Origin of the sequence: Citrobacter sp. Awk 4 (assembly GCF_028069725.1) — a bacterium.
Classification (GTDB): domain Bacteria; phylum Pseudomonadota; class Gammaproteobacteria; order Enterobacterales; family Enterobacteriaceae; genus Citrobacter_D.
In genome coordinates this window covers 71,964-91,781 of sequence record NZ_JANEWG010000015.1, presented here as the reverse complement: position 1 = coordinate 91,781, position 19,818 = coordinate 71,964, and the positions used below count along the sequence as shown (strand labels likewise).

Here is a 19,818-nt window from a genome sequence, read left to right as displayed (position 1 = left end):
ATATTTATATTGATGTGTGTGATTGTTGTTTTTTTGTATTTTTGAAATGTCTATTTATTTTGTTTTTATATCCATGAAATAATTCATAGTTATTTTAATGGATGATTTTATCTTATTTTATTTAATTATTAAGATAATGTATGTGTTTTCTTTGTTTTGTGTGTAAGAGATTGATTCTTAATGTTGTTGTTGGTTTTTGTTCTGTGGGTTTAAGTGTTTTGTTTATTGTCCGAATCCGGACTGATGGGAAAGAAGAATTGAACCTTTTAGTGTGAGTGCCGCATAATCCTCCTTGCAAAATATAATGTTTTCTACGTCTTGGTAATTGATGGATCAACACTATTACGTCCCTGAGGAGGGATGACAAATGCACTCCTGGAAAAAGAAACTCGTAGTCTCAAAATTAGCATTAGCCTGCACTTTGGCAATCACTTCTCAGGCAAATGCTTCTACTGATATATCCGGTACGACGTACACAACGTTTACGCACTATAACGACGCCACTTATGCGGATGGCGTTTATTATGATGGCTATGTCGGCTGGAACAACTACGCGACCGATAGCGTTTATAACGGAGATATCTATCCGGTAATCAATAACTCGACCGTTAACGGTGTCATCTCAACCTACTATCTGGATGATGGTCTTTCAACTAACACTAATAGTAATAGCCTGACAATTAAAAACAGCACCGTACACGGAATGATTACGTCCGAGTGTATGAGCAACGATTGCACAGGTCGCGATGCGACGGGCTATGTCTATGACCGCCTGGCGTTGACCGTTGATAACTCAACGATTGACGATAACTACGAGCACTATACTTACAACGGTACAAATACTGACGGTACTGCAGATACGCATGTTGTTGACGTTTACAACCTTGGGACAGCAATTACGCTGGATCAGGAAGTTGATTTGGCCATCAGTAACAACTCTCATGTTGCAGGGATTACGCTGACTCAGGGTTACGAGTGGAGTGATGTTGACAATAATACCGTTAGCACAGGTGTAAACAGTAGCGAAGTGTTTAATAACACCATTACGGTGACGAATTCTACCGTGACGTCAGGTTCATGGTCAGATGAAGGCACTTCAGGTTGGTTCGGCAATAACGGTAATGCCAGCGATTACAGCGGTACCAACACGGCAGATGACATCGCTTTAGCCGTTACGGCCAATCCGACGGCAGACAATGCGATGCAGACTACCGCGTATTTCAGCAACTCGACCCTGATGGGCGATGTTGTTTTCTCCAGCAATTTCGACGAAAACTTCTACCCTAACGGTGCGGATAGCTACCGTGATACTGACGCGGCTGTCGATACTAACGGCTGGGATGGTACTGACCGTCTGGATCTGACATTGGATAACGGCAGTAAATGGGTGGGTGCGGCGATGTCCGTACATCAGGTTGATACTGATGGCGATGGGACTTATGACGACGTTGCAGCAGGTACTGATGCAACATCTACGCTTATCGATATTGCGGCCAACAGCCTGTGGCCATCCTCTACTTTCGGCACTGGCGATGGCAACACCGCCTATGACGAAGATGGTCATGTTGTGGGCAATGAAGTTTATCAAAGCGGGCTGTTTAACGTAACGTTGAAAAATGGCTCCCAGTGGGATACCACCAAATCCTCTTTGATTGACACCCTAAGCATCAACAGTGGTTCTGTAGTCAACGTTGCGGATTCTTCCCTGGTGTCAGACACCATTAATCTGGCTAGTGGTTCAGCTCTGAACATCAACGAAGATGGTCATGTGGCGACCGACACGCTGACTGTTGACAACAGTACTGTCACCATTGCCGATGATGTCTCTGCAGGGTGGAGCGTTGATGATGCCGCACTGTATGCCAATACCATCAATGTGACGAATAACGGCGTGCTGGATGTGGGTAACAGCGCTGATTACGCGTTGCAGATGGATACCCTGAATCTGACCAGCACGACAGATACAAACGGTAACGTGAATGCCGGTGTGTTTGACATTCACAGCAACAACTATGTGCTGAACGCTGACCTGAGCAACGACCGTACTAATGACACCACTAAGTCTAACTACGGCTACGGTGTTATTGCGATGAACTCTGATGGTCATCTGACCGTTAATGGTAATGGCGACGCCGACAATTCTGCTGACCAGTCCGAAGTGGATAACGCGGGTGACCACGTCGCAGCTGCAACCGGTAACTACAAAGTACGTATCGACAACGGCACAGGCGCTGGCGCTATTGCTGACTACAGCGGCAAAGAGCTGATCTATGTGAATGACAAGAACAGCACCGCGACCTTCTCTGCGGCGAACAAAGCCGATCTGGGCGCTTACACTTATCAGGCCGAGCAGAAAGGTAACACTGTTGTGATGCAACAGATGGAGTTGACCGACTACGCGAACATGGCGCTGAGTATTCCGTCTGCTAACAGCAATATCTGGAATCTGGAGCAGGATACCGTCGGTACGCGTCTGAGCAACTCCCGTCATGGTCTGGCAGATAACGGTGGCGCCTGGGTAAGTTACTTCGGTGGTAGCTTCAACGGCGACAACGACACGATTAGCTACGACCAGGATGTCAACGGCATCATGGTGGGTGTTGATACCAAAGTTGACGGTAACAACGCTAAGTGGATTGTGGGTGCGGCAGCAGGCTTTGGGAAAGGCGATATGAGTGACCGTACTGGTCAGGTGGATCAAGACAGCCAGACTGCCTACATCTACTCTTCTGCCCACTTCGCAAACGACATTTTTGTTGATGGCAACCTGAGCTATTCTCACTTCAACAACGATCTGTCTGCCTCCATGAGCGACGGTACTTACGTTGACGGCAGCACTGACTCTGATGCCTGGGGCTTCGGTCTGAAACTGGGCTATGACTGGAAATTGGGTGATGCAGGTTATGTCACTCCGTACGGCAGCGTATCCGGCCTGTTCCAGTCTGGCGACGACTACCAGTTGAGCAACGACATGAAAGTTGATGGTCAGTCGTACGACAGTATGCGCTATGAACTGGGTGTAGATGCAGGTTATACCTTCACTTACAGCCAGGATCAGGCGCTGACTCCATACTTCAAACTGGCCTACGTTTACGATGATGCTAATAACGATGCTGACGTAAACGGCGACTCTATCGACAACGGCACCGAAGGTTCTGCGGTACGTGTTGGGTTGGGTACTCAGTTCAGCTTCACCAAGAACTTCAGCGCCTATACCGATGCTAACTACCTCGGTGGCGGCGACGTAGATCAAGATTGGGCTGCAAACGTGGGTGTCAAATACACCTGGTAATTATTTCCTCCTGAGGAAGTTACTAAAAGCTATTTAATCTAAGAAATGCCCGTCAAGGATTCGACGGGCATTATTGCATAGGATGAAAAATGCTCTCGTTGAGTAAACCAGTGAATGAATTTGGTAAGCTCGATCAATGTTTGTCTGAATATGGCACTCGCTTCGAGTTATATGAAAAAAAACAAATTTTATTTTCTAATGAAATACATAAGGACAATACATTTGTTATCTTAAGTGGCGCTATTTCTCTCTGGAGAGGTGAACATATACTTATAGGTATTGCTCAGGCCCCCTTTCTCGTTGGGCTATCTGATGGTGTGGTGAAAAATGATGTGCAGTATAAAATAATCACAGAAGGTCGCTGCGCTGGATATTATCTCCCTTCTTCTCAAACGATAAAAATAATAGAAAAAAATAATCTGTGGCGTGAGGCGTTTTGCTGGCTGGCATGGAAAAACCGTATTATGGAATTGCGTGACTTACAATTGATTGGTCATAATTCTTACGAGCAAATCCGTGCCACATTACTCTCAATGAATGAGTGGGATGAAGAATTGCGTTTTCGAATTGGTGTTATGAATTATATTCACCAGAAAACGCGGATTTCACGCTCTGTTGTTGCCGAGGTGCTTGCTGCTCTACGTAAGGGCGGTTATATCGTAATGAGTAAAGGCAAACTGGTCGGCATCACCCGTTTGCCTTCAGAATACTGACTCAGGATGCAGGGACCACCCGGGGTTTATTACCGCTCAATTCCGTAACCAGATCGTTGAGACCATCGCTCATACTGGTAAAGCGGGTCTGCGGAGAGCGTGTCACTACGACAAACGCGCCGACATTTTGTTGCGGAATCATTGCCATGTAGGTAATAAAACCGCCGCCGCCGCCTGTTTTCTGAATGATTCCCGGACGCCCATTCTTCGGTGCCATGTACACCCAACCCAGCCCCAGGGCATCAGCTTTGCCAGGGACATCCATGCCGATCACTTTCCTCAACTGCGCACGCTGATAGATAAGTGTCTGCATGCGGTCAGCCTGGTTGCTGCGGTGATAGAAATCAGAGGAGAGATACTGCTGCATCCAGCGCATCATATCTCCTGGCGTTGAGTACACGCCGCCGCTGCCAACGGCCGCTAACGTGTTATTGCAGGGGCTGGCACCTTTTTCAGCGACCATCAGGCGCTTGCACTGATCGGGCGAGGGGGTAAACGTCGTATCTTTCATTCCGAGCGGACGGGTGATCTGCTCTTCAAAAATCTGGGTGTAAGGCTTGCCTGAGGCCGTAGCCAGTGCGTCGGCCAGCAGGTCGAACGCCAGGTTAGAATAAGATGCCTGCGAACCCGGCGCTGCTTTTAATGTTGCGGTAGAGAGATAGTTCCAGCGCTGTTCACGGGTTGGCCAGACAAAGACCGGACGATGCGCCGCACCGCCAGGCTGTTCACGCGGCAATGCACTGGTATGGGTCGCCAGATTCACCAGCGTAATTGGCGTTCCCTGATATGTCGGAACACGTGCGCCTGGTGGCGCATACTTACTCAACGGATCGTGCAGATTCACCGTACCCTGATCGAGTAATTTCACCAGCATTTCACTGGTCATTAATTTGGTGAGTGACGCAATACGAATGACTGAATCCAATTGTGGATGGACGTTATTGCCTGGTCGTGTTTCACCAAAGCTACGGAACACACGTTGATTTCCATCTATCACAACCAGCGCCATTCCCGTGGCGCCACTGCCGTAATAAATATGTTCGGCGTATCGATCGACGATATCGGAAGCAAAAACCGGATCGAGGCCAGGCTGGGCCGCGTGGACAGGTGTCAATGACGCCGCACACAGCGCGGCAGAAAAAAGCAGACTACGTTTCAACGGTGGTGTCCATAAGTTAATTGAAGAGAACAGTTCGAGTTTACACCCTTCTTCTTTCAGATCGCCTCGACGCGACCTGAACGAATTGTTGTATATACTACTCAGCGGCGCCTGCAAAGCGCTAAATAGAGCAATGATAGTGTGAAAAACGTAACGGCGAGTAAATGGAGCTTTTTTTCTCGAGAGTGAAAGTTCGCTTTTGTGATCCCACGCTTGTGGTAACCTCATGACGCCGGAGAATTTCGTTTTTGTGAAACCCGTCGAAACAATTCCTGAAACCTGGAAAGCGAACTAAGCTCCACGATCCTGGTCACAATGGTCGGTTCCGTCTCGTGTTTCGCGGGAGCGGATCTGCATTACCGCCGTTTATGGCGCAAAAAATAGACAGCAGTCGTCATAACGATGAGAAGTTAGCAGGAGAGCATCATGTTTAAGTCTTTTTTCCCCAAGCCGGGTCCGTTTTTTATCTCGGCATTTATTTGGGCGTTGGTTGCCGTCATATTCTGGCAAGCGGGTGGGGGAGCCTGGGTTGCTCAAATGACTGGTGCGTCCGGTAATATTCCCATCAGCGCCGCGCGATTCTGGTCGCTGGATTATCTGGTTTTTTACGCTTATTACATTATTTGTGTGGGGCTGTTTGCGCTGTTCTGGTTTATCTATAGCCCGCACCGCTGGCAGTACTGGTCAATTCTTGGCACGTCGTTGATTATCTTCGTCACCTGGTTTCTGGTTGAAGTGGGGGTCGCTGTCAACGCCTGGTATGCCCCATTCTATGACTTGATCCAGACGGCATTAAGTTCGCCGCATAAGGTGACCATCGGGCAGTTCTATCATGAAGTGGGTGTGTTTCTCGGTATTGCACTGATCGCTGTGGTCATTGGCGTGATGAACAATTTCTTTGTGAGCCACTATGTGTTCCGCTGGCGTACCGCCATGAACGAACATTACATGGCGCACTGGCAGCACTTGCGACACATTGAAGGCGCCGCGCAGCGTGTGCAGGAAGACACCATGCGTTTTGCGTCAACCCTGGAAGACATGGGCGTAAGTTTCATCAATGCCATCATGACGTTGATCGCCTTTTTGCCGGTGTTGGTCACGCTTTCTGCACATGTGCCGGAACTGCCGGTGGTGGGGCATATTCCTTACGGTCTGGTGATTGCGGCGATTGTCTGGTCGCTGATGGGCACCGGCTTGCTTGCCGTCGTGGGGATCAAACTGCCGGGGCTGGAATTTAAAAACCAGCGCGTTGAAGCGGCTTACCGTAAAGAACTGGTTTATGGCGAAGATGACGGCAGTCGCGCTACACCGCCTACCATACGGGAATTATTCAGCGCGGTGCGCCAGAACTATTTCCGCCTCTATTTCCACTATATGTACTTCAACATTGCCCGCATTCTCTATTTGCAAGTGGATAATGTTTTCGGTCTGTTCCTGCTGTTTCCGTCGATTGTTGCGGGTACCATTACGTTGGGTCTGATGACGCAAATCACCAACGTGTTTGGTCAGGTGCGCGGCTCCTTCCAGTATCTGATCAATTCCTGGACCACGTTGGTTGAGTTGATGTCTATCTATAAACGTTTACGCAGCTTTGAACGTGAACTGGATGGGCAAGAAATTCAGGAAGTGACCAACACATTTAGCTAACAAAAGGAAACGTTATGCCGGCGGTATCCCGTCTTTACCCCTTATCATTACTGGCTGTGCTGGTGTTGGCAGGTTGTAGTACCCAACCCCCGCAGCCCTTAAAAAAGGGTGAAAAACCCGTGGATGTGGCAAGCGTGGTGCGCCAGAAAATGCCGACAAGCGTGAAAGACCGGGATGCCTGGGCGAAGGATTTGGCAACGACTTTTGAGAGTCAGGGTCTGGCACCGACGGTCGAAAATGTCTGTTCGGTGCTGGCAGTGACACAACAAGAGTCAAATTATCAGGCGGACCCCGCCGTGCCAGGCCTGAGTAAGATTGCCTGGCAGGAGATCGACAAACGTGCCGAGCGCATGCATATCCCCGTTTTTCTGGTTCATACAGCGTTGAAAATCAACTCCCCGACAGGGAAGAGCTACAGCGAACGTCTGGACTCGGTGAAAACGGAGAAACAGCTCAGCGCCATTTTTGATGATTTTATTAATATGGTGCCCATGGGGCAGACGCTGTTTGGTTCGCTTAATCCGGTTCACACGGGCGGCCCAATGCAGGTCAGCATCGCGTTTGCCGAGCAGCATACCAAAGGCTATCCGTGGAAAATGGAAGGCACGGTGCGCCAGGAGGTCTTCACCCGTCGGGGCGGATTGTGGTTCGGTACGTACCATCTGCTGAATTATCCCGCGAATTACAGTGCGCCCATTTTCCGTTTCGCCGATTTTAACGCCGGCTGGTACGCCAGTCGTAATGCGGCTTTCCAGAATGCGGTGGCCAAAGCCAGCGGTGTGAAACTGGCCCTTGATGGCGATCTGATCCGTTACGATAGCAAAGAGCCGGGCAAAACGGAGCTGGCGATACGCAAACTGGCAAACACTCTGGGAATGAGTGAGAGCGAGATTCGTCGTCAGCTGGAGAAGGGTGACAGCCTGGCATTCGAAGAGACAGCGCTGTACGAAAAGGTGTATAAGCTGGCAGAAATCAAGGCAGGCAAAAAGCTTCCGAGAGAGATGTTGCCGGGTATTCAACTGGAAAGCCCGAAGATCACGCGTAATCTGACCACCGCATGGTTTGCAAAACGGGTAGACGAACGTCGGGCTCGCTGTATGAATTCTCCGGCCGGATAAGCCCCGGAGTCAGTTAGTTTTGGGTTTATTGATGACGCTGGCGCCAGCGTAGGAACGCGGCAATCACACCGAAAATCAAACATCCCGCGAGGAACGGCACCAGACCAAAAAGGGTGCCAACGCCTAAACCGATCTCGACACGAGGTCGTCCGGTTTCCTGTACCTGCATCAAATGTTCATAGACGCCCGGCGCGTGAACCAGCAGATTTAAAATCTGCGCCCCTGCCCAAAAGCAAAACAGCACAAAGACGGCGTAAGCGATGTTACCTGGAGTGGAGCTAGTATCCCGCTTCTTCCCGCCAAACAAGGATTTTGAGAGAGTGAAATCAGCCATAAAGACCTCCGGGGGAATTCTGCAACTCTGGCGTCATACCAGTGGCTCGCCGTAATTCTGGCAGGTCATCAGATTTGTCAATATCAGAATGATGGTAATTTCGCCCAGGGATTACTCCTGGATTGCAGATTTCTGTTCGCTGTCACAAAACACGATCTTTACGTTAAGTTGTGTAACATTTCAGAAATCCCGCTTCTGCCACAGACCGTCAGGTGTAAATGTGCGAGGATGTTCTTTTATGCCCTGTCCCCGGAGCTGTCATGAACTTGCCTGTAAAAATTCGCCGTGACTGGCACTACTATGCCTTTGCCATTGGGCTTATCTTCATCCTGAATGGGGTGGTGGGGTTATTGGGTTTTGAAGCCAAAGGGTGGCAAACCTATGCCGTCGGTCTGGTGACATGGGGCATCAGTTTCTGGCTTTCCGGGCTGATTATTCGCCGTCGTGTGGAAGATGAAGTGGAAGATGCCCGATAACGCTTAGCTATCGGGCTTTATCTGCGTCAAAACGTCCGGGGCAGAAGATCCCGTTCGACGTATGACAATGCTCCGTTTACATACTGGTTTTCAGCGCATTGTTAGCCGCGTGGCGCTCCAGCGCCAGCTCGATCAAACGGCTGATCAAATCGGTATAACCCAAACCGCTTGCCTGCCACAGTTTCGGATACATGCTGATGTTGGTAAACCCAGGCAGCGTGTTGATCTCGTTGATCACGACTTCATTGTCTGGCGTTAAGAAAACATCGACGCGCGCCATACCTGCGCAACCCAGCGTTTGATACGCCTGAACGGCGATCTCACGGATCTTTTCGTTCACTTCAGGGGCGATCGCCGCAGGGATAACCACTTTCGCGCCGTTGTCGTCAATGTATTTGGTGTCGTAGGCGTAAAAATCGCTGTTCAGGACAATCTCACCGCAGGTACTGGCTTGTGGATGATCATTGCCGAGAACGGCGCATTCGATCTCGCGACCGTTGATGCCTTGCTCAACCACCACTTTATGATCAAACTCAAACGCCAGAGCCACCGCCTGATGATACTGCGCTTCGTTAGTGACTTTGCTAACGCCAACAGAGGAGCCCTGGTTCGCCGGTTTGACAAACAGCGGCAGACCGAGACGCGCTTCTACCTCTGCAAAACTGACCGTATTGCGGTTGGTGCGAGTGAGCGTCATAAAGGGGGCGATATTCAACCCGGCATCGCGCAGCAGGCGCTTAGTGACGTCTTTGTCCATACAAGCTGCAGAGCCGAGTACATCAGAACCAACGAACGGTAAATTTGCCACACGCAGCATGCCCTGTAGCGAACCGTCTTCACCCAGCGTTCCATGAACGATAGGGAAAATGACATCAACTGTCTGCAGCGGTTGACCGTTCTGCGCGTCGATGAGCTGGTGCTCCTGTTTGCCAGGCACTTGCGCCAGGCTTGTGGCTGAAGGACGCAGCGCAATATGCGCGGGGTCGTCTGCATTCAGCAGATAGTTACTGGCATCGTTAACGTGCCATTGTCCTTGTTTATCAATGCCTAACAGCACAACATCAAAGCGGGTCTTGTCGATGGCATCGACAATATTTTTTGCCGATTGCAAAGACACTTCATGTTCCGCCGACTTACCACCAAATACGATTCCTACCCGCAATTTCGCCATCTTAAAAACCCATTCCGTGAAACGCAAAGCGTATACATTACCACGACAAAACGAGGGTTTCGCGAGCTTCTGCCATATTGTTTCGAACAGCGTGGAGACAACGACTCCGCCACACGCAGGTCAAAGCACAATTCCCTGCGAGTTGCATGGGTTCTCGTGATGTATTTCACAAATCTGATGAACGGGGAGATAAAATGTCAGTGGTGGGTATCAGTACCGTGGATTCCACTTTTGCGCTCTTCAGAAAGATTGAAAGGGGGAAAGCATCATCCTCAGACGCACAGGTTGTACCGCACTATTCATGCCTCACCTGCTCAACCATTATACTTGTTAACATCAGCGGCTTATTATTGTTCTGCAACTTAAGTTAAATCAGCCGATTTATCATAACTTTATATTATGGAATAGCGTGAACATTGATTTTCGTATTTTATTAACATGAAACTATTTTGGTTTGAGAAACGTTTCGCTGATTAATTCAATGTGATTATTAACACAAAGTCTTTCCTTAATCATAAAAATACTACTTTCATCCTCTAGGCAGTGATGAATCATAATGATACCGTCTGCCTACTTCGGATAAGGAAATGCGTCTATGAAAAACCTCATTTCAGAGTTGTTGTTTAAACTCGCCCAAAAAGAAGAAGAGTCGAAAGAACTGGTTGCTCAGGTAGAAGCGTTAGAGATTATTGTCACTGCAATGCTGCGTAATATGGCGCAGGCTGAGCAGCAAAGGCTGATTCACCAGATAGAGGGCGCACTTGACGGGGTAAAGCCGGATGCCAGCGTTCCGGATAACGATACGGAATTGCTGCGCCAGTACGTAAAAAAGTTATTGAGGCACCCTCGTAGCTGATCGTATTAAGGGGTAATAACTGTCATATTGCTGTCATATCAAATACCTATAGTCGCTTTGTTTTTATGCTTTTCATACTTCACATTGCATTTACTGCAATTCGAATTATTCAGAGCATATTTTTATGTATTTATACATGGAGAAAATAAAGTGAAACAAAGCGCTATTGCGATTGCCCTGGTCTCTCTGTTTTTTATCCCCGCAACGTATGCCGGGTCTTCATCCGTGGCTGTCCTGGAGAACCGAGCGGCCCAGGGCGATATTACGACCCCAGGTGGTGCTCGCCGTTTAGCGGCCGATCAAACCTCTGCTCTGCGGGATTCACTCAGTAACAAACCCGCTAAAAATATTATTCTGCTGATTGGCGATGGTATGGGGGATTCGGAAATAACAGCCGCGCGAAATTATGCTGAAGGGGCGGGTGGCTATTTTAAAGGCATTGATGCATTACCCCTGACAGGGCAGTACACGCACTATGCGTTGGATAAAAAAACCGGCAAACCCGATTATGTGACGGACTCTGCGGCCTCTGCTACGGCCTGGACGACGGGGGTAAAAACCTATAACGGCGCGCTGGGTGTCGATATCCACGAAAAAGATCACACTACTCTGCTGGAAATGGCAAAAACAGCGGGACTGGCAACCGGGAATGTCTCCACGGCGGAATTACAGGATGCGACACCGGCGGCGCTGGTGGCACATGTGACCTCCCGTAAATGCTACGGTCCAGACGTCACCAGCGAAAAATGCCCGACAAATGCGCTGGAAAAGGGCGGCAGAGGCTCCATTACTGAACAATTACTGAATGCGCGCGCAGACGTCACGCTTGGTGGCGGCGCAAAAACCTTCTCTGAAACGGCGAAGGCGGGCGAATGGCAGGGAAAAACGCTGCGTGAACAGGCTCAGGCTCGCGGCTATCAGTTGGTCAGCGATGCCGCGGCGCTGGCTGATGTGAGCGAAGCCAACCAGGATAAACCTCTGCTGGGATTATTTTCCGACGGCAACATGCCCGTACGCTGGGAAGGTCCGAAAGCGTCATACCACGGCAATATTGATAAACCGGCAGTGACCTGTACGCCTAATGTGAAGCGTAACGACACCGTGCCGACGCTGGCGCAGATGACCGACAAAGCGATCGAACTGCTGAGCAAAAATGAGAAGGGGTTCTTCCTGCAGGTGGAAGGGGCATCTATCGATAAGCAAGATCACGCGGCTAATCCGTGCGGGCAGATTGGCGAAACGGTCGATCTCGATGAAGCTGTGCAGCGCGCGCTGGAATTTGCGAAGAAAGATGGCAACACGCTGGTGGTGGTGACCGCCGATCATGCACACGCCAGTCAGATTGTTGCGCCGGACACCAAAGCGCCGGGCCTGACGCAGGCGCTGAACACCAAAGACGGCGCGGTAATGGTGTTAAGTTACGGTAACTCTGAAGAAGAATCACAGGAACATACCGGTAGCCAACTGCGTATTGCCGCCTATGGCCCACATGCCGCCAATGTGGTGGGACTGACGGACCAGACCGATCTGTTTTACACCATGAAAGCGGCCCTGGGCCTGAAGTAAACAGCGCCCGACGGTAATACTTTTACCGTCGGGTGGTAATTTCGTCGTAAGCAGCCAGACTTAATGGCACGAAATCCTTCAAATTATAGTGGTTAAATAATTCGAGTTTCCTGAAGGATTCAGTGTGCAAATACCCACAAAAGGATGGTGCTATGAAAATAACATTATTGGTTGCCTTGCTTTTTGGTTTGGTGTTTTTAACCACCGTCGGCGCTGCCGAGAAAACCTTAACGCCGCAACAACAGCGAATGACGACCTGTAATCAGCAGGCGACAGCAGAGGCGCTGAAAGGGGATGCCCGTAAAACCTATATGAGTGATTGCCTGAAGAACAGCACGTCTGCGCCTGGTGAGAAAAGTTTGACTCCACAGCAGCAGAAAATGCGTGAATGCAATGTCCAGGCGACAGAACAATCCCTGAAAGGGGACGATCGCAACAAGTTTATGAGTGCCTGCCTGAAAAAAGCGGCCTGATACCGCACCGTAAGCAGTAGTGCTAACGGGTGAGATGAGAAAATCACTCACCCGAAATATCATACTTTCACCGCAAGCTCCGTCTCTATAATTTGGGAAAATTGTTTCAGAATGTTCCCAATAATTATGAATGATGAAAGCTTTTACAAAAAAAAGGTAACGCCGGGAGGAGAGCCCGCTATACCGCCTCCCAATGACCACCAGCGTTCCGGGTTGCGCTTCGCCCGGCGAGTCAGGCTGCCGCGAGCAGTAGGACTGGGATGGATGTTCTTCCCCATTTCGGCCGCACTGGTTGATCAGTCTGTCGCAGGAGGGTGGTGGCTATTTCTGGTGGGATGGGCTTTTGTCTGGCCGCATCTGGCGTGGCAGCTGGCGAGCAAAGCCATCGATCCTTTAAGCCGTGAAATATACAACTTAAAAGCTGACGCAATCCTTGCGGGAATTTGGGTCGGCGTGATGGGCGTCAATATCCTCCCCTCAACGGCATTACTGATGATGATGTGTATGAATCTGATGGGGGCTGGCGGTGTACGGCTGTTCGTCGCCGGGATCGTATTGATGATTGTTTCTGGTCTGGTGACATTGCAGCTAACCGGTACCACGGTGGCTTTTGGCAGCGCGCAGCTGGAATGGTGGCTCTGCCTGCCGGTGATTGTGATGTACCCGTTGTTGTTTGCCTGGGTCAGTTATCAGACGGCGACGAAACTGGCGGAGCATAAGCGCCGGTTGCAGGTGATGAGTACACGGGATGGGATGACGGGCGTTTATAACAGGCGCCATTGGGAAGTTTTATTACGTAACGAATTCGATAATTGTCGTCGCTATAACCGCGTAGCCACGCTGCTGATCATCGATATCGACCACTTTAAGAGCATCAATGACACCTGGGGTCACGACGTTGGCGACGAGGCGATTGTGGCGCTGACGCGACAACTGCAGATGACCTTACGCGGAAGCGATGTGATTGGCCGTTTTGGCGGGGATGAGTTTGCGGTCATCATGTGTGGAACACCTGCGGAAAACGCCATTGCCGCGATGTCGCGGGTACACGAAAAATTGAACACATTGCGGTTGTCATGTGCGCCGCAGGTAACGTTACGTATTAGCGTGGGGATTGCGCCATTGACCTCACAACTCGGACACTATCGTGAGTGGTTGAAATCTGCGGATATTGCGCTTTACAAAGCAAAGAACGCCGGACGTAACCGCACCGAAGTGGCGGCCTGACGTCCAGCGGTATCCTCAGGATTTACTGAGACTCTCCGACTTCTCCATACACTTCGCCATCGCTTCGATAACGGCGGCACGGAAGCCACGTTCTTCGAGGATCCGGACTGCTTCAATGGTGGTGCCTCCCGGTGAACACACCATGTCTTTCAACTCGCCAGGATGTTTACCGGTTTCCAGAACCATTTTCGCCGAACCCATGACAGCCTGCGCCGCGAATTTATACGCCTGAGCGCGCGGCATCCCTCCCTGCACAGCGGCATCCGCCATCGCTTCAATAAACATAAAGACATAGGCTGGCGAAGAGCCGCTGACGCCGACAACCGGGTGGATCATCGGTTCTGCGATGATCTCTGCTTCGCCAAAGCAACGGAAAATATTCAGTACATCGGCGGTGTCTTCCGGGGTGACCAGGGCATTCGGCGTCACGGAGGTCATCCCGGCATTGACCAGCGAAGGCGTGTTTGGCATCGCGCGAATAATTTTACGATCGTGCCCCAGCGCCCGGGCGAGCTGATCGAGAGTGACCCCCGCGGCAATCGAGACGACCAGCGAATCTTTGCTCAGGCTGGAGGTGATTTCACTCAGCACTTTAATCATAATGCCGGGTTTTACAGCGCCAAAGACGATATCAGCAACCTGCGCCACTTCTTGCGCGGTCTGCGCTGGATTAATGCCGTACTGCTCATGCAGGGCGGCAACCTTGTCGGGGGAGGGGGTATAGACCCAGATTTGCCCCGGGAGAACCTGGCCGCTCGCAATCAGGCCGCCAAGAATCGCTTTTCCCATGTTGCCACAACCGATAAAACCGATTTTCTTCTCCATCACGTCACTCCCCCTGGGTGATATTCATTGTTTTGATGAGTAAAGCGTAGCTTAACGCGGAATGAGAATGTTCAGAAGGAGAAACAGCACTTTGACGGAAGGCAAAAGCACGAGACAATGTAAAAATGTACATCAGTAAGGAGCGATTATGACAATATGGGTGGACGCTGACGCGTGTCCGAATGTAATCAAAGAAATTTTATACCGTGCCTCGGAGCGGATGCAGATGCCGTTGATCCTGGTTGCGAACCAAAATTTACGTGTCCCGCCATCACGATTTATCCGCACGTTGCGCGTACCTGCCGGTTTTGATGTGGCGGATAATGAGATTGTACGCCAGTGTGAACCCGGCGATCTGGTTATCACGGCAGACATTCCGTTGGCGTCCGAAGTCCTGGAAAAAGGGGCTGCGGCATTAAACCCGCGCGGAGAGCGGTACAGCGAATCAACCATCCGTGAACGTCTGACGATGCGTGATTTTATGGACACGTTACGCGCCAGTGGGATCCAGACCGGCGGCCCGGATAGTCTTTCTCCACGCGATCGCCAACACTTCGCTGCTGAACTGGATAAGTGGTGGCTGGAAGTTCAGCGCAGGACGCGTTAACTGCAATTTTATCTTTACACTTCATTGCCTGCGATTTCTTGTTATAGTAAGGACGTACGGTATATCACATTCTTTTTGGAATGATTTATTTACACTTAACGATGTACTAGTTTGGTGGTATGATTATTACTTTAACGACATCCGATCCCGCATGTTTGCGGTTCTCCTGGGAACTCCCGTTATGACGCAACCTCTTTTTCTTGTTGGCCCACGAGGCTGTGGTAAGACAACCACCGGTATGACGCTTGCTCAGGCGACCAATTACCAGTTTGTTGATACCGACCAGTGGTTGCAGTCACATGTACAAATGACCGTCGCGGAAATGGTCGAGAGAGAAGGGTGGGACGGTTTTCGCGCCAGAGAAACGACGGCGCTTGAGGCGGTCACTGCGCCGTCAAAGGTTGTGGCTACCGGTGGCGGGATTATTCTTACGGAATACAACCGTCATTACATGCGTAATAACGGTATTGTTTTCTATTTATGCGCTCCGGTGTCGGTATTGGTTGAGCGTCTGGTGGCGGCACCGGAAGAGGGACTGCGTCCTACCTTAACGGGTAAACCGTTGAGCGAAGAGGTGCGGGACGTGCTTGAACAACGCGACGCGCTGTACCGTGAAGCGGCGCATTACATTGTTGATGCGACGAAAAATCCGGAGCAGGTGGTGGGTGAAATTCTCGCGTTACTGTCGCAAGCGCAGCTACGTCAGCAGGGCGGCGTCTATAATTAAAGTTCATCCCGTTGTAAAAAGGAGGAACCATGCCCAACTCCCTCTACCCGCGAAAAGCCTGGATTGTCACTCTTGAAAAAGGGACGCCAGGCCAGACGATACTCCGCTACCAGCTTCGGGCCGATTATCCCAAACCAGACTCTTTGATCAGCGAGCACGCCAGCGAAGAAGACGCGCTGGATGCTAAAAAACGCTATGAAGACCCTGATAAAACCTGATGACATCATGACTCAGAAAGGATTCTGAGTGTGCTGGATCACATTTATCACTCTCTGTAGCGTTCTGCTAAAACTGAAAATTAAACGATAACAATACAGTACTGGAATTAATTGGAATTTTTACACAACGTATTGCGTAACTACTGCTACGCTTTTTGGCATTTATAGCGCAGGTAAGTGTTCGTATATTTACCGGGAATTAACGACGAAGTAGAAGTATAAGAAGGCGGAGCATAAAAATGAGTACGTCGTTGGCTATTCTCACTATTGGTGTTGTACCAATGAGTGAAGTCTTACCTCTCTTAACTGAGTACATCGACGAGCAACATATCTCTCACCATAGTCTGCTGGGCAAAATGTCGCGTGAGGATGTGATGACGGATTATGCCGTGGCGCCAGGTGATGACCCCCTGCTGACGCTGCTCAGCGATAATAAACTTGCCCACGTATCCCGTCAGAAGGTGGAGCGGGATCTGCAAAGTGTGGTTGAAGTGCTGGATAACCAGGGCTACGACGTGATCCTGTTAATGAGCACGTCGTCGATCAACAACATGACGGCCCGTAATACGATTTTGCTTGAACCATCACGCATTATCCCGCCGCTGGTGGCGTCGATTGTCGATGGGCATCAGGTGGGGGTGATTGTTCCGGTTGAGGCGTTACTGGACGCCCAGACCCAAAAATGGCAGGTATTACAGGCGCCGCCGGTCTTTTCGCTGGCTAACCCCATCCACGGTTCTGAACAGCAATTGATTGATGCGGGGAAGGCGTTGCTGGAACAGGGCGCTGATGTGATCATGCTGGATTGCCTCGGTTTTAACCAGCGTCATCGTGATTTGCTGCAAAAAGCGCTGGATGTTCCGGTTTTACTTTCTAATGTGTTGATTGCGCGACTGGCGTCGGAATTACTTGTTTAATTTTGCGTGACAGGCAGAAGGTCAGGCCCCTATATTGAGAATTAACTTAATCATGAAACAGGGCCCGTTTATGCTACAAAGCAATGAGTACTTTTCCGGTAAAGTGAAATCAATTGGTTTTACCAGCAGCAGTACTGGCCGCGCCAGTGTCGGCGTGATGGCGGAAGGTGAATATACCTTCGGTACTGCAGCACCTGAAGAAATGACCGTGGTTAGCGGCGCGTTGAATGTTCTGCTACCGGGTGAGACCCAGTGGCAAGTGTTTGCCGCAGGCGAGGTGTTTAACGTTCCCGGCAATAGCGAATTCCATCTGCAGGTGGCTGAGCCGACCTCCTATCTTTGCCGCTATCTGTAATGCGATTCCCTCTCCGTCGGGAGAGGGAATACTGTGCAACTAGCGTTGTGCTTCGCCACCCAGCCCTTCGACCAGGCTTTTAATCAGAGCAGCCAGCTCGCCAGTCATCAGGATAAAATCGGCATCAAAACGTTGGGCAAAATCTTCCCGATCAATATCTTCGTTTTGATCGCGCAGTTCATCGCAAAACTTCAGGCGTTTGATCGAGCCGTCGTCGCACATCAAAAACTGGATCCGTTGCTGCCAGTCAAGCGCCAGTTTGGTGACCACTTTACCGGCTTCAATGTGATTGGCGATTTCGGCGCTGACCAGATCCTGCTTCTTCGCGCGGATCACGCCGCCATCTTCGAGCATGGCTTTCAGTTCGGCTTCATCCAGCAACTGGAATCCCTGGGCCACTGTACCTGAGCGCACCCACTCGGTGAGCGTTAATTCGATAGGATTTTCCAGCGTTAACGGAACCACCGGCAAGGAACCGAGGCATTTACGCAGCAGCGCCAGCGTATCTTCCGCTTTTTTGGCGCTCGCGCAGTCGACCATGATCAGGCCATTCACCGTGTCTATCCACATCATTGTCTGGTTAAAACGGCTAAAGGCGCGCGGCAACAGGGAGTGCAGCACTTCATCTTTCAACGAATCTTTTTCGGTTTTCTTCAGCTTGCGACCCTGATCGGCTTCCAGTTTGGCGATTTTCGCTTCCAGCGCCTGTTTGATCACCGGCGCGGGCAGGATCTTCTCTTCTTTGCGCGCGCAAATAATAATTTGGCCATTGGCGGTATGCGTTAATGCATCGCTGTGCGATCCCATCGGCGGTACCCAGCCCATTTTTGCCATATCCTGGCTACCGCAAGGGGTAAACGTCATCGAGGATAGCTGTTTTTCCATCTCCTCAGCACGCAAAGAAACGTCGCGGCTAAGACGGTAAACCATTAAATTTTTGAACCACAGCATGATAATTTCCACGGCCTTGTCGTTAAATCCAGCGGGTATTGATACCCAAATAGTTCGAGTTGCAGGAAGGCGGCAACGCGGAGAGCCCCGGGAGCTTACTGAAGTAAGTGACTGGGGTGAGCGAGGAAAGCCGACGCATCTGCAACTTGAAGGATGCCGGGTATAATAACGAATTGTCGACGGGCTTGCATTGCCAATCAGGAAGCTCGCTTCTACTCTGTTGATATTTCATAAAATGAGGAACGTCGTGTGCGTATAGGTATTGATTTGGGTGGGACCAAAACAGAGGTGATTGCGCTCGGTGATGCGGGGGAACAGTTGTTTCGCCATCGTCTGCCCACGCCGCGCGACGATTATCGACAAACGATTGAAACCATTGCCAGCTTAGTGGAAATGGCTGAACAGGCGACCGGCCAGACGGGAACGGTGGGAATGGGGATCCCGGGTTCCATTTCTCCCTACACCGGGGTGGTGAAAAACGCCAACTCCACCTGGCTTAACGGTCAACCGTTTGATAAAGATCTGAGTGCGCGTCTTAACCGTGAAGTCCGGCTGGCGAATGACGCCAACTGCCTGGCGGTGTCTGAAGCCGTGGACGGCGCGGCGGCGGGCGCACACACGGTTTTTGCCGTGATTATCGGCACCGGGTGTGGTTCTGGCGTGGCGCTGAACGGTCGTGCGCATATTGGCGGAAATGGCACGGCGGGTGAGTGGGGACATAATCCGCTGCCGTGGATGGACGAAGACGAGCTTCGCTATCGTGCGGAAGTCCCCTGTTATTGTGGTAAACAAGGCTGCATTGAAACGTTCATCTCCGGGACCGGTTTTGCCACGGATTACCATCGTTTGAGCGGCAACCCGCTGAAAGGCAGTGAAATTATTCGACTGGCGGAAGAACAGAACGCCACAGCGGAACTGGCGCTGAGTCGTTATGAGTTGCGGCTGGCGAAATCGTTAGCGCATGTGGTGAACATTCTTGACCCGGACGTCATCGTGCTGGGCGGTGGAATGAGTAATGTCAACAGGCTGTACCAAACGCTGCCGTCGTTAATCAAACCGTTTGTTTTTGGCGGTGAGTGCGAGACGCCGATTCGTAAAGCGCTGCATGGTGACTCCAGCGGCGTGCGCGGTGCGGCCTGGTTGTGGCCGCAAGCGTGAGGGATTAACGCGTTGCCGGATGGCGTTG

The 19,818-nt window shown here is 50.6% G+C and carries 20 protein-coding genes; 15 read left to right on the top strand and 5 right to left on the bottom strand.

Annotated elements, in window-relative coordinates; genetic code table 11:
- The first annotated feature begins 367 nt into the window (after positions 1–367).
- Together ehaB and iprA are read left to right on the top strand one after the other, a co-directional pair.
- Positions 368–3,292, top strand: a complete 2,925-nt coding sequence (gene ehaB, locus NNO04_RS08800) for an autotransporter adhesin EhaB (RefSeq protein ID WP_271444329.1) — start codon at positions 368–370, stop codon at positions 3,290–3,292.
- 89 nt (positions 3,293–3,381) lie between these two features.
- Positions 3,382–4,005, top strand: a complete 624-nt coding sequence (gene iprA, locus NNO04_RS08795) for a hydrogen peroxide resistance inhibitor IprA (RefSeq protein WP_271444328.1) — start codon at positions 3,382–3,384, stop codon at positions 4,003–4,005.
- A gap of 1 nt (position 4,006) precedes the next feature.
- Here iprA and ampH read toward each other — a convergent pair whose 3' ends face one another.
- Positions 4,007–5,164, bottom strand: coding sequence for a D-alanyl-D-alanine-carboxypeptidase/endopeptidase AmpH (gene ampH, locus NNO04_RS08790; protein ID WP_271444327.1), 1,158 nt, complete (start codon positions 5,162–5,164; stop codon positions 4,007–4,009).
- A gap of 426 nt (positions 5,165–5,590) precedes the next feature.
- On the opposite strand from ampH, the gene sbmA reads away from it, so the two are divergent.
- Positions 5,591–6,811: a peptide antibiotic transporter SbmA gene (gene sbmA, locus NNO04_RS08785; RefSeq protein ID WP_271444326.1), complete on the top strand. Its 1,221-nt coding sequence runs from the start codon at positions 5,591–5,593 to the stop codon at positions 6,809–6,811.
- Positions 6,812–6,825: 14 nt separating this feature from the next.
- Positions 6,826–7,929, top strand: a complete 1,104-nt coding sequence (locus NNO04_RS08780; RefSeq protein ID WP_271444325.1) for a DUF1615 domain-containing protein — start codon at positions 6,826–6,828, stop codon at positions 7,927–7,929.
- A 25-nt stretch (positions 7,930–7,954) separates the two neighbouring features.
- Here NNO04_RS08780 and NNO04_RS08775 read toward each other — a convergent pair whose 3' ends face one another.
- Positions 7,955–8,263: a YaiY family protein gene (locus NNO04_RS08775; protein ID WP_192611319.1), complete on the bottom strand. Its 309-nt coding sequence runs from the start codon at positions 8,261–8,263 to the stop codon at positions 7,955–7,957.
- Between the two features lie 260 nt (positions 8,264–8,523).
- Here NNO04_RS08775 and NNO04_RS08770 point away from each other — a divergent pair, with 260 nt between their 5' ends.
- Positions 8,524–8,739 (top strand): DUF2754 family protein, encoded by a 216-nt coding sequence (locus NNO04_RS08770; RefSeq protein ID WP_271444324.1) that lies wholly within the window; start codon positions 8,524–8,526, stop codon positions 8,737–8,739.
- Positions 8,740–8,815: 76 nt separating this feature from the next.
- Here NNO04_RS08770 and ddlA read toward each other — a convergent pair whose 3' ends face one another.
- Positions 8,816–9,910 carry a D-alanine--D-alanine ligase gene (gene ddlA / locus NNO04_RS08765; RefSeq protein WP_271444323.1) on the bottom strand — a complete coding sequence of 365 codons (1,095 nt, stop codon included), beginning with the start codon at positions 9,908–9,910 and terminating at the stop codon, positions 8,816–8,818.
- Between the two features lie 595 nt (positions 9,911–10,505).
- On the opposite strand from ddlA, the gene iraP reads away from it, so the two are divergent.
- The 4 genes from iraP (at position 10,506) to adrA (ending at position 14,032) form a co-directional block, all read left to right on the top strand.
- Positions 10,506–10,766, top strand: a complete 261-nt coding sequence (iraP, locus tag NNO04_RS08760; protein ID WP_271444322.1) for an anti-adapter protein IraP — start codon at positions 10,506–10,508, stop codon at positions 10,764–10,766.
- Positions 10,767–10,916: 150 nt separating this feature from the next.
- Positions 10,917–12,332, top strand: a complete 1,416-nt coding sequence (phoA, locus tag NNO04_RS08755; RefSeq protein WP_271444321.1) for an alkaline phosphatase — start codon at positions 10,917–10,919, stop codon at positions 12,330–12,332.
- A gap of 152 nt (positions 12,333–12,484) precedes the next feature.
- Positions 12,485–12,805: a phosphate starvation-inducible protein PsiF gene (gene psiF, locus NNO04_RS08750; RefSeq protein ID WP_192611324.1), complete on the top strand. Its 321-nt coding sequence runs from the start codon at positions 12,485–12,487 to the stop codon at positions 12,803–12,805.
- Positions 12,806–12,916: 111 nt separating this feature from the next.
- Positions 12,917–14,032 carry a diguanylate cyclase AdrA gene (gene adrA / locus NNO04_RS08745; protein ID WP_271444320.1) on the top strand — a complete coding sequence of 372 codons (1,116 nt, stop codon included), beginning with the start codon at positions 12,917–12,919 and terminating at the stop codon, positions 14,030–14,032.
- 15 nt (positions 14,033–14,047) lie between these two features.
- Here the strand turns inward: adrA and proC are convergent, their stop codons facing one another.
- Positions 14,048–14,857 carry a pyrroline-5-carboxylate reductase gene (gene proC, locus NNO04_RS08740; protein WP_271444330.1) on the bottom strand — a complete coding sequence of 270 codons (810 nt, stop codon included), beginning with the start codon at positions 14,855–14,857 and terminating at the stop codon, positions 14,048–14,050.
- Positions 14,858–15,005: 148 nt separating this feature from the next.
- Here proC and NNO04_RS08735 point away from each other — a divergent pair, with 148 nt between their 5' ends.
- From NNO04_RS08735 to ppnP, 5 genes are all read left to right on the top strand, one after another.
- On the top strand, positions 15,006–15,464 hold the full coding sequence (locus NNO04_RS08735; protein ID WP_271444319.1) for a YaiI/YqxD family protein: 459 nt from the start codon (positions 15,006–15,008) through the stop codon (positions 15,462–15,464).
- A 181-nt stretch (positions 15,465–15,645) separates the two neighbouring features.
- A complete protein-coding gene (gene aroL / locus NNO04_RS08730; RefSeq protein WP_271444318.1) occupies positions 15,646–16,191 on the top strand; it encodes a shikimate kinase AroL in 546 nt (181 codons plus the stop codon).
- Positions 16,192–16,220: 29 nt separating this feature from the next.
- The gene (locus NNO04_RS08725; RefSeq protein WP_271444317.1) at positions 16,221–16,409 is read left to right on the top strand and encodes a YaiA family protein; all 189 of its coding nucleotides are present in this window, start codon (positions 16,221–16,223) and stop codon (positions 16,407–16,409) included.
- Positions 16,410–16,648: 239 nt separating this feature from the next.
- The gene (locus NNO04_RS08720) at positions 16,649–17,326 is read left to right on the top strand and encodes an AroM family protein (protein ID WP_271444316.1); all 678 of its coding nucleotides are present in this window, start codon (positions 16,649–16,651) and stop codon (positions 17,324–17,326) included.
- Between the two features lie 70 nt (positions 17,327–17,396).
- On the top strand, positions 17,397–17,681 hold the full coding sequence (gene ppnP, locus NNO04_RS08715) for a pyrimidine/purine nucleoside phosphorylase (RefSeq protein ID WP_162380130.1): 285 nt from the start codon (positions 17,397–17,399) through the stop codon (positions 17,679–17,681).
- Positions 17,682–17,720: 39 nt separating this feature from the next.
- Here ppnP and rdgC read toward each other — a convergent pair whose 3' ends face one another.
- Complete coding sequence (gene rdgC, locus NNO04_RS08710; protein ID WP_271444315.1) at positions 17,721–18,632, bottom strand: recombination-associated protein RdgC; 912 nt, start codon at positions 18,630–18,632, stop codon at positions 17,721–17,723.
- Positions 18,633–18,881: 249 nt separating this feature from the next.
- On the opposite strand from rdgC, the gene mak reads away from it, so the two are divergent.
- Complete coding sequence (gene mak / locus NNO04_RS08705) at positions 18,882–19,790, top strand: fructokinase (protein ID WP_271444314.1); 909 nt, start codon at positions 18,882–18,884, stop codon at positions 19,788–19,790.
- The last annotated feature ends 28 nt before the right edge of the window (positions 19,791–19,818 follow it).

Excerpts from the sequence above, each read along its gene's own strand:
- ehaB (WP_271444329.1), top strand. The coding sequence starts at position 368 with ATGCACTCCTGGAAAAAGAAACTCGTAGTCTCAAAATTAGCATTAGCC.
- iprA (WP_271444328.1), top strand. The coding sequence starts at position 3,382 with ATGCTCTCGTTGAGTAAACCAGTGAATGAATTTGGTAAGCTCGATCAA.
- sbmA (WP_271444326.1), top strand. The coding sequence starts at position 5,591 with ATGTTTAAGTCTTTTTTCCCCAAGCCGGGTCCGTTTTTTATCTCGGCA.
- NNO04_RS08780 (WP_271444325.1), top strand. The coding sequence starts at position 6,826 with ATGCCGGCGGTATCCCGTCTTTACCCCTTATCATTACTGGCTGTGCTG.
- NNO04_RS08775 (WP_192611319.1), bottom strand. The coding sequence starts at position 8,263 with ATGGCTGATTTCACTCTCTCAAAATCCTTGTTTGGCGGGAAGAAGCGG.
- NNO04_RS08770 (WP_271444324.1), top strand. The coding sequence starts at position 8,524 with ATGAACTTGCCTGTAAAAATTCGCCGTGACTGGCACTACTATGCCTTT.
- ddlA (WP_271444323.1), bottom strand. The coding sequence starts at position 9,910 with ATGGCGAAATTGCGGGTAGGAATCGTATTTGGTGGTAAGTCGGCGGAA.
- iraP (WP_271444322.1), top strand. The coding sequence starts at position 10,506 with ATGAAAAACCTCATTTCAGAGTTGTTGTTTAAACTCGCCCAAAAAGAA.
- psiF (WP_192611324.1), top strand. The coding sequence starts at position 12,485 with ATGAAAATAACATTATTGGTTGCCTTGCTTTTTGGTTTGGTGTTTTTA.
- adrA (WP_271444320.1), top strand. The coding sequence starts at position 12,917 with ATGTTCCCAATAATTATGAATGATGAAAGCTTTTACAAAAAAAAGGTA.
- proC (WP_271444330.1), bottom strand. The coding sequence starts at position 14,857 with ATGGAGAAGAAAATCGGTTTTATCGGTTGTGGCAACATGGGAAAAGCG.
- NNO04_RS08735 (WP_271444319.1), top strand. The coding sequence starts at position 15,006 with ATGACAATATGGGTGGACGCTGACGCGTGTCCGAATGTAATCAAAGAA.
- aroL (WP_271444318.1), top strand. The coding sequence starts at position 15,646 with ATGACGCAACCTCTTTTTCTTGTTGGCCCACGAGGCTGTGGTAAGACA.
- NNO04_RS08725 (WP_271444317.1), top strand. The coding sequence starts at position 16,221 with ATGCCCAACTCCCTCTACCCGCGAAAAGCCTGGATTGTCACTCTTGAA.
- NNO04_RS08720 (WP_271444316.1), top strand. The coding sequence starts at position 16,649 with ATGAGTACGTCGTTGGCTATTCTCACTATTGGTGTTGTACCAATGAGT.
- ppnP (WP_162380130.1), top strand. The coding sequence starts at position 17,397 with ATGCTACAAAGCAATGAGTACTTTTCCGGTAAAGTGAAATCAATTGGT.
- rdgC (WP_271444315.1), bottom strand. The coding sequence starts at position 18,632 with ATGCTGTGGTTCAAAAATTTAATGGTTTACCGTCTTAGCCGCGACGTT.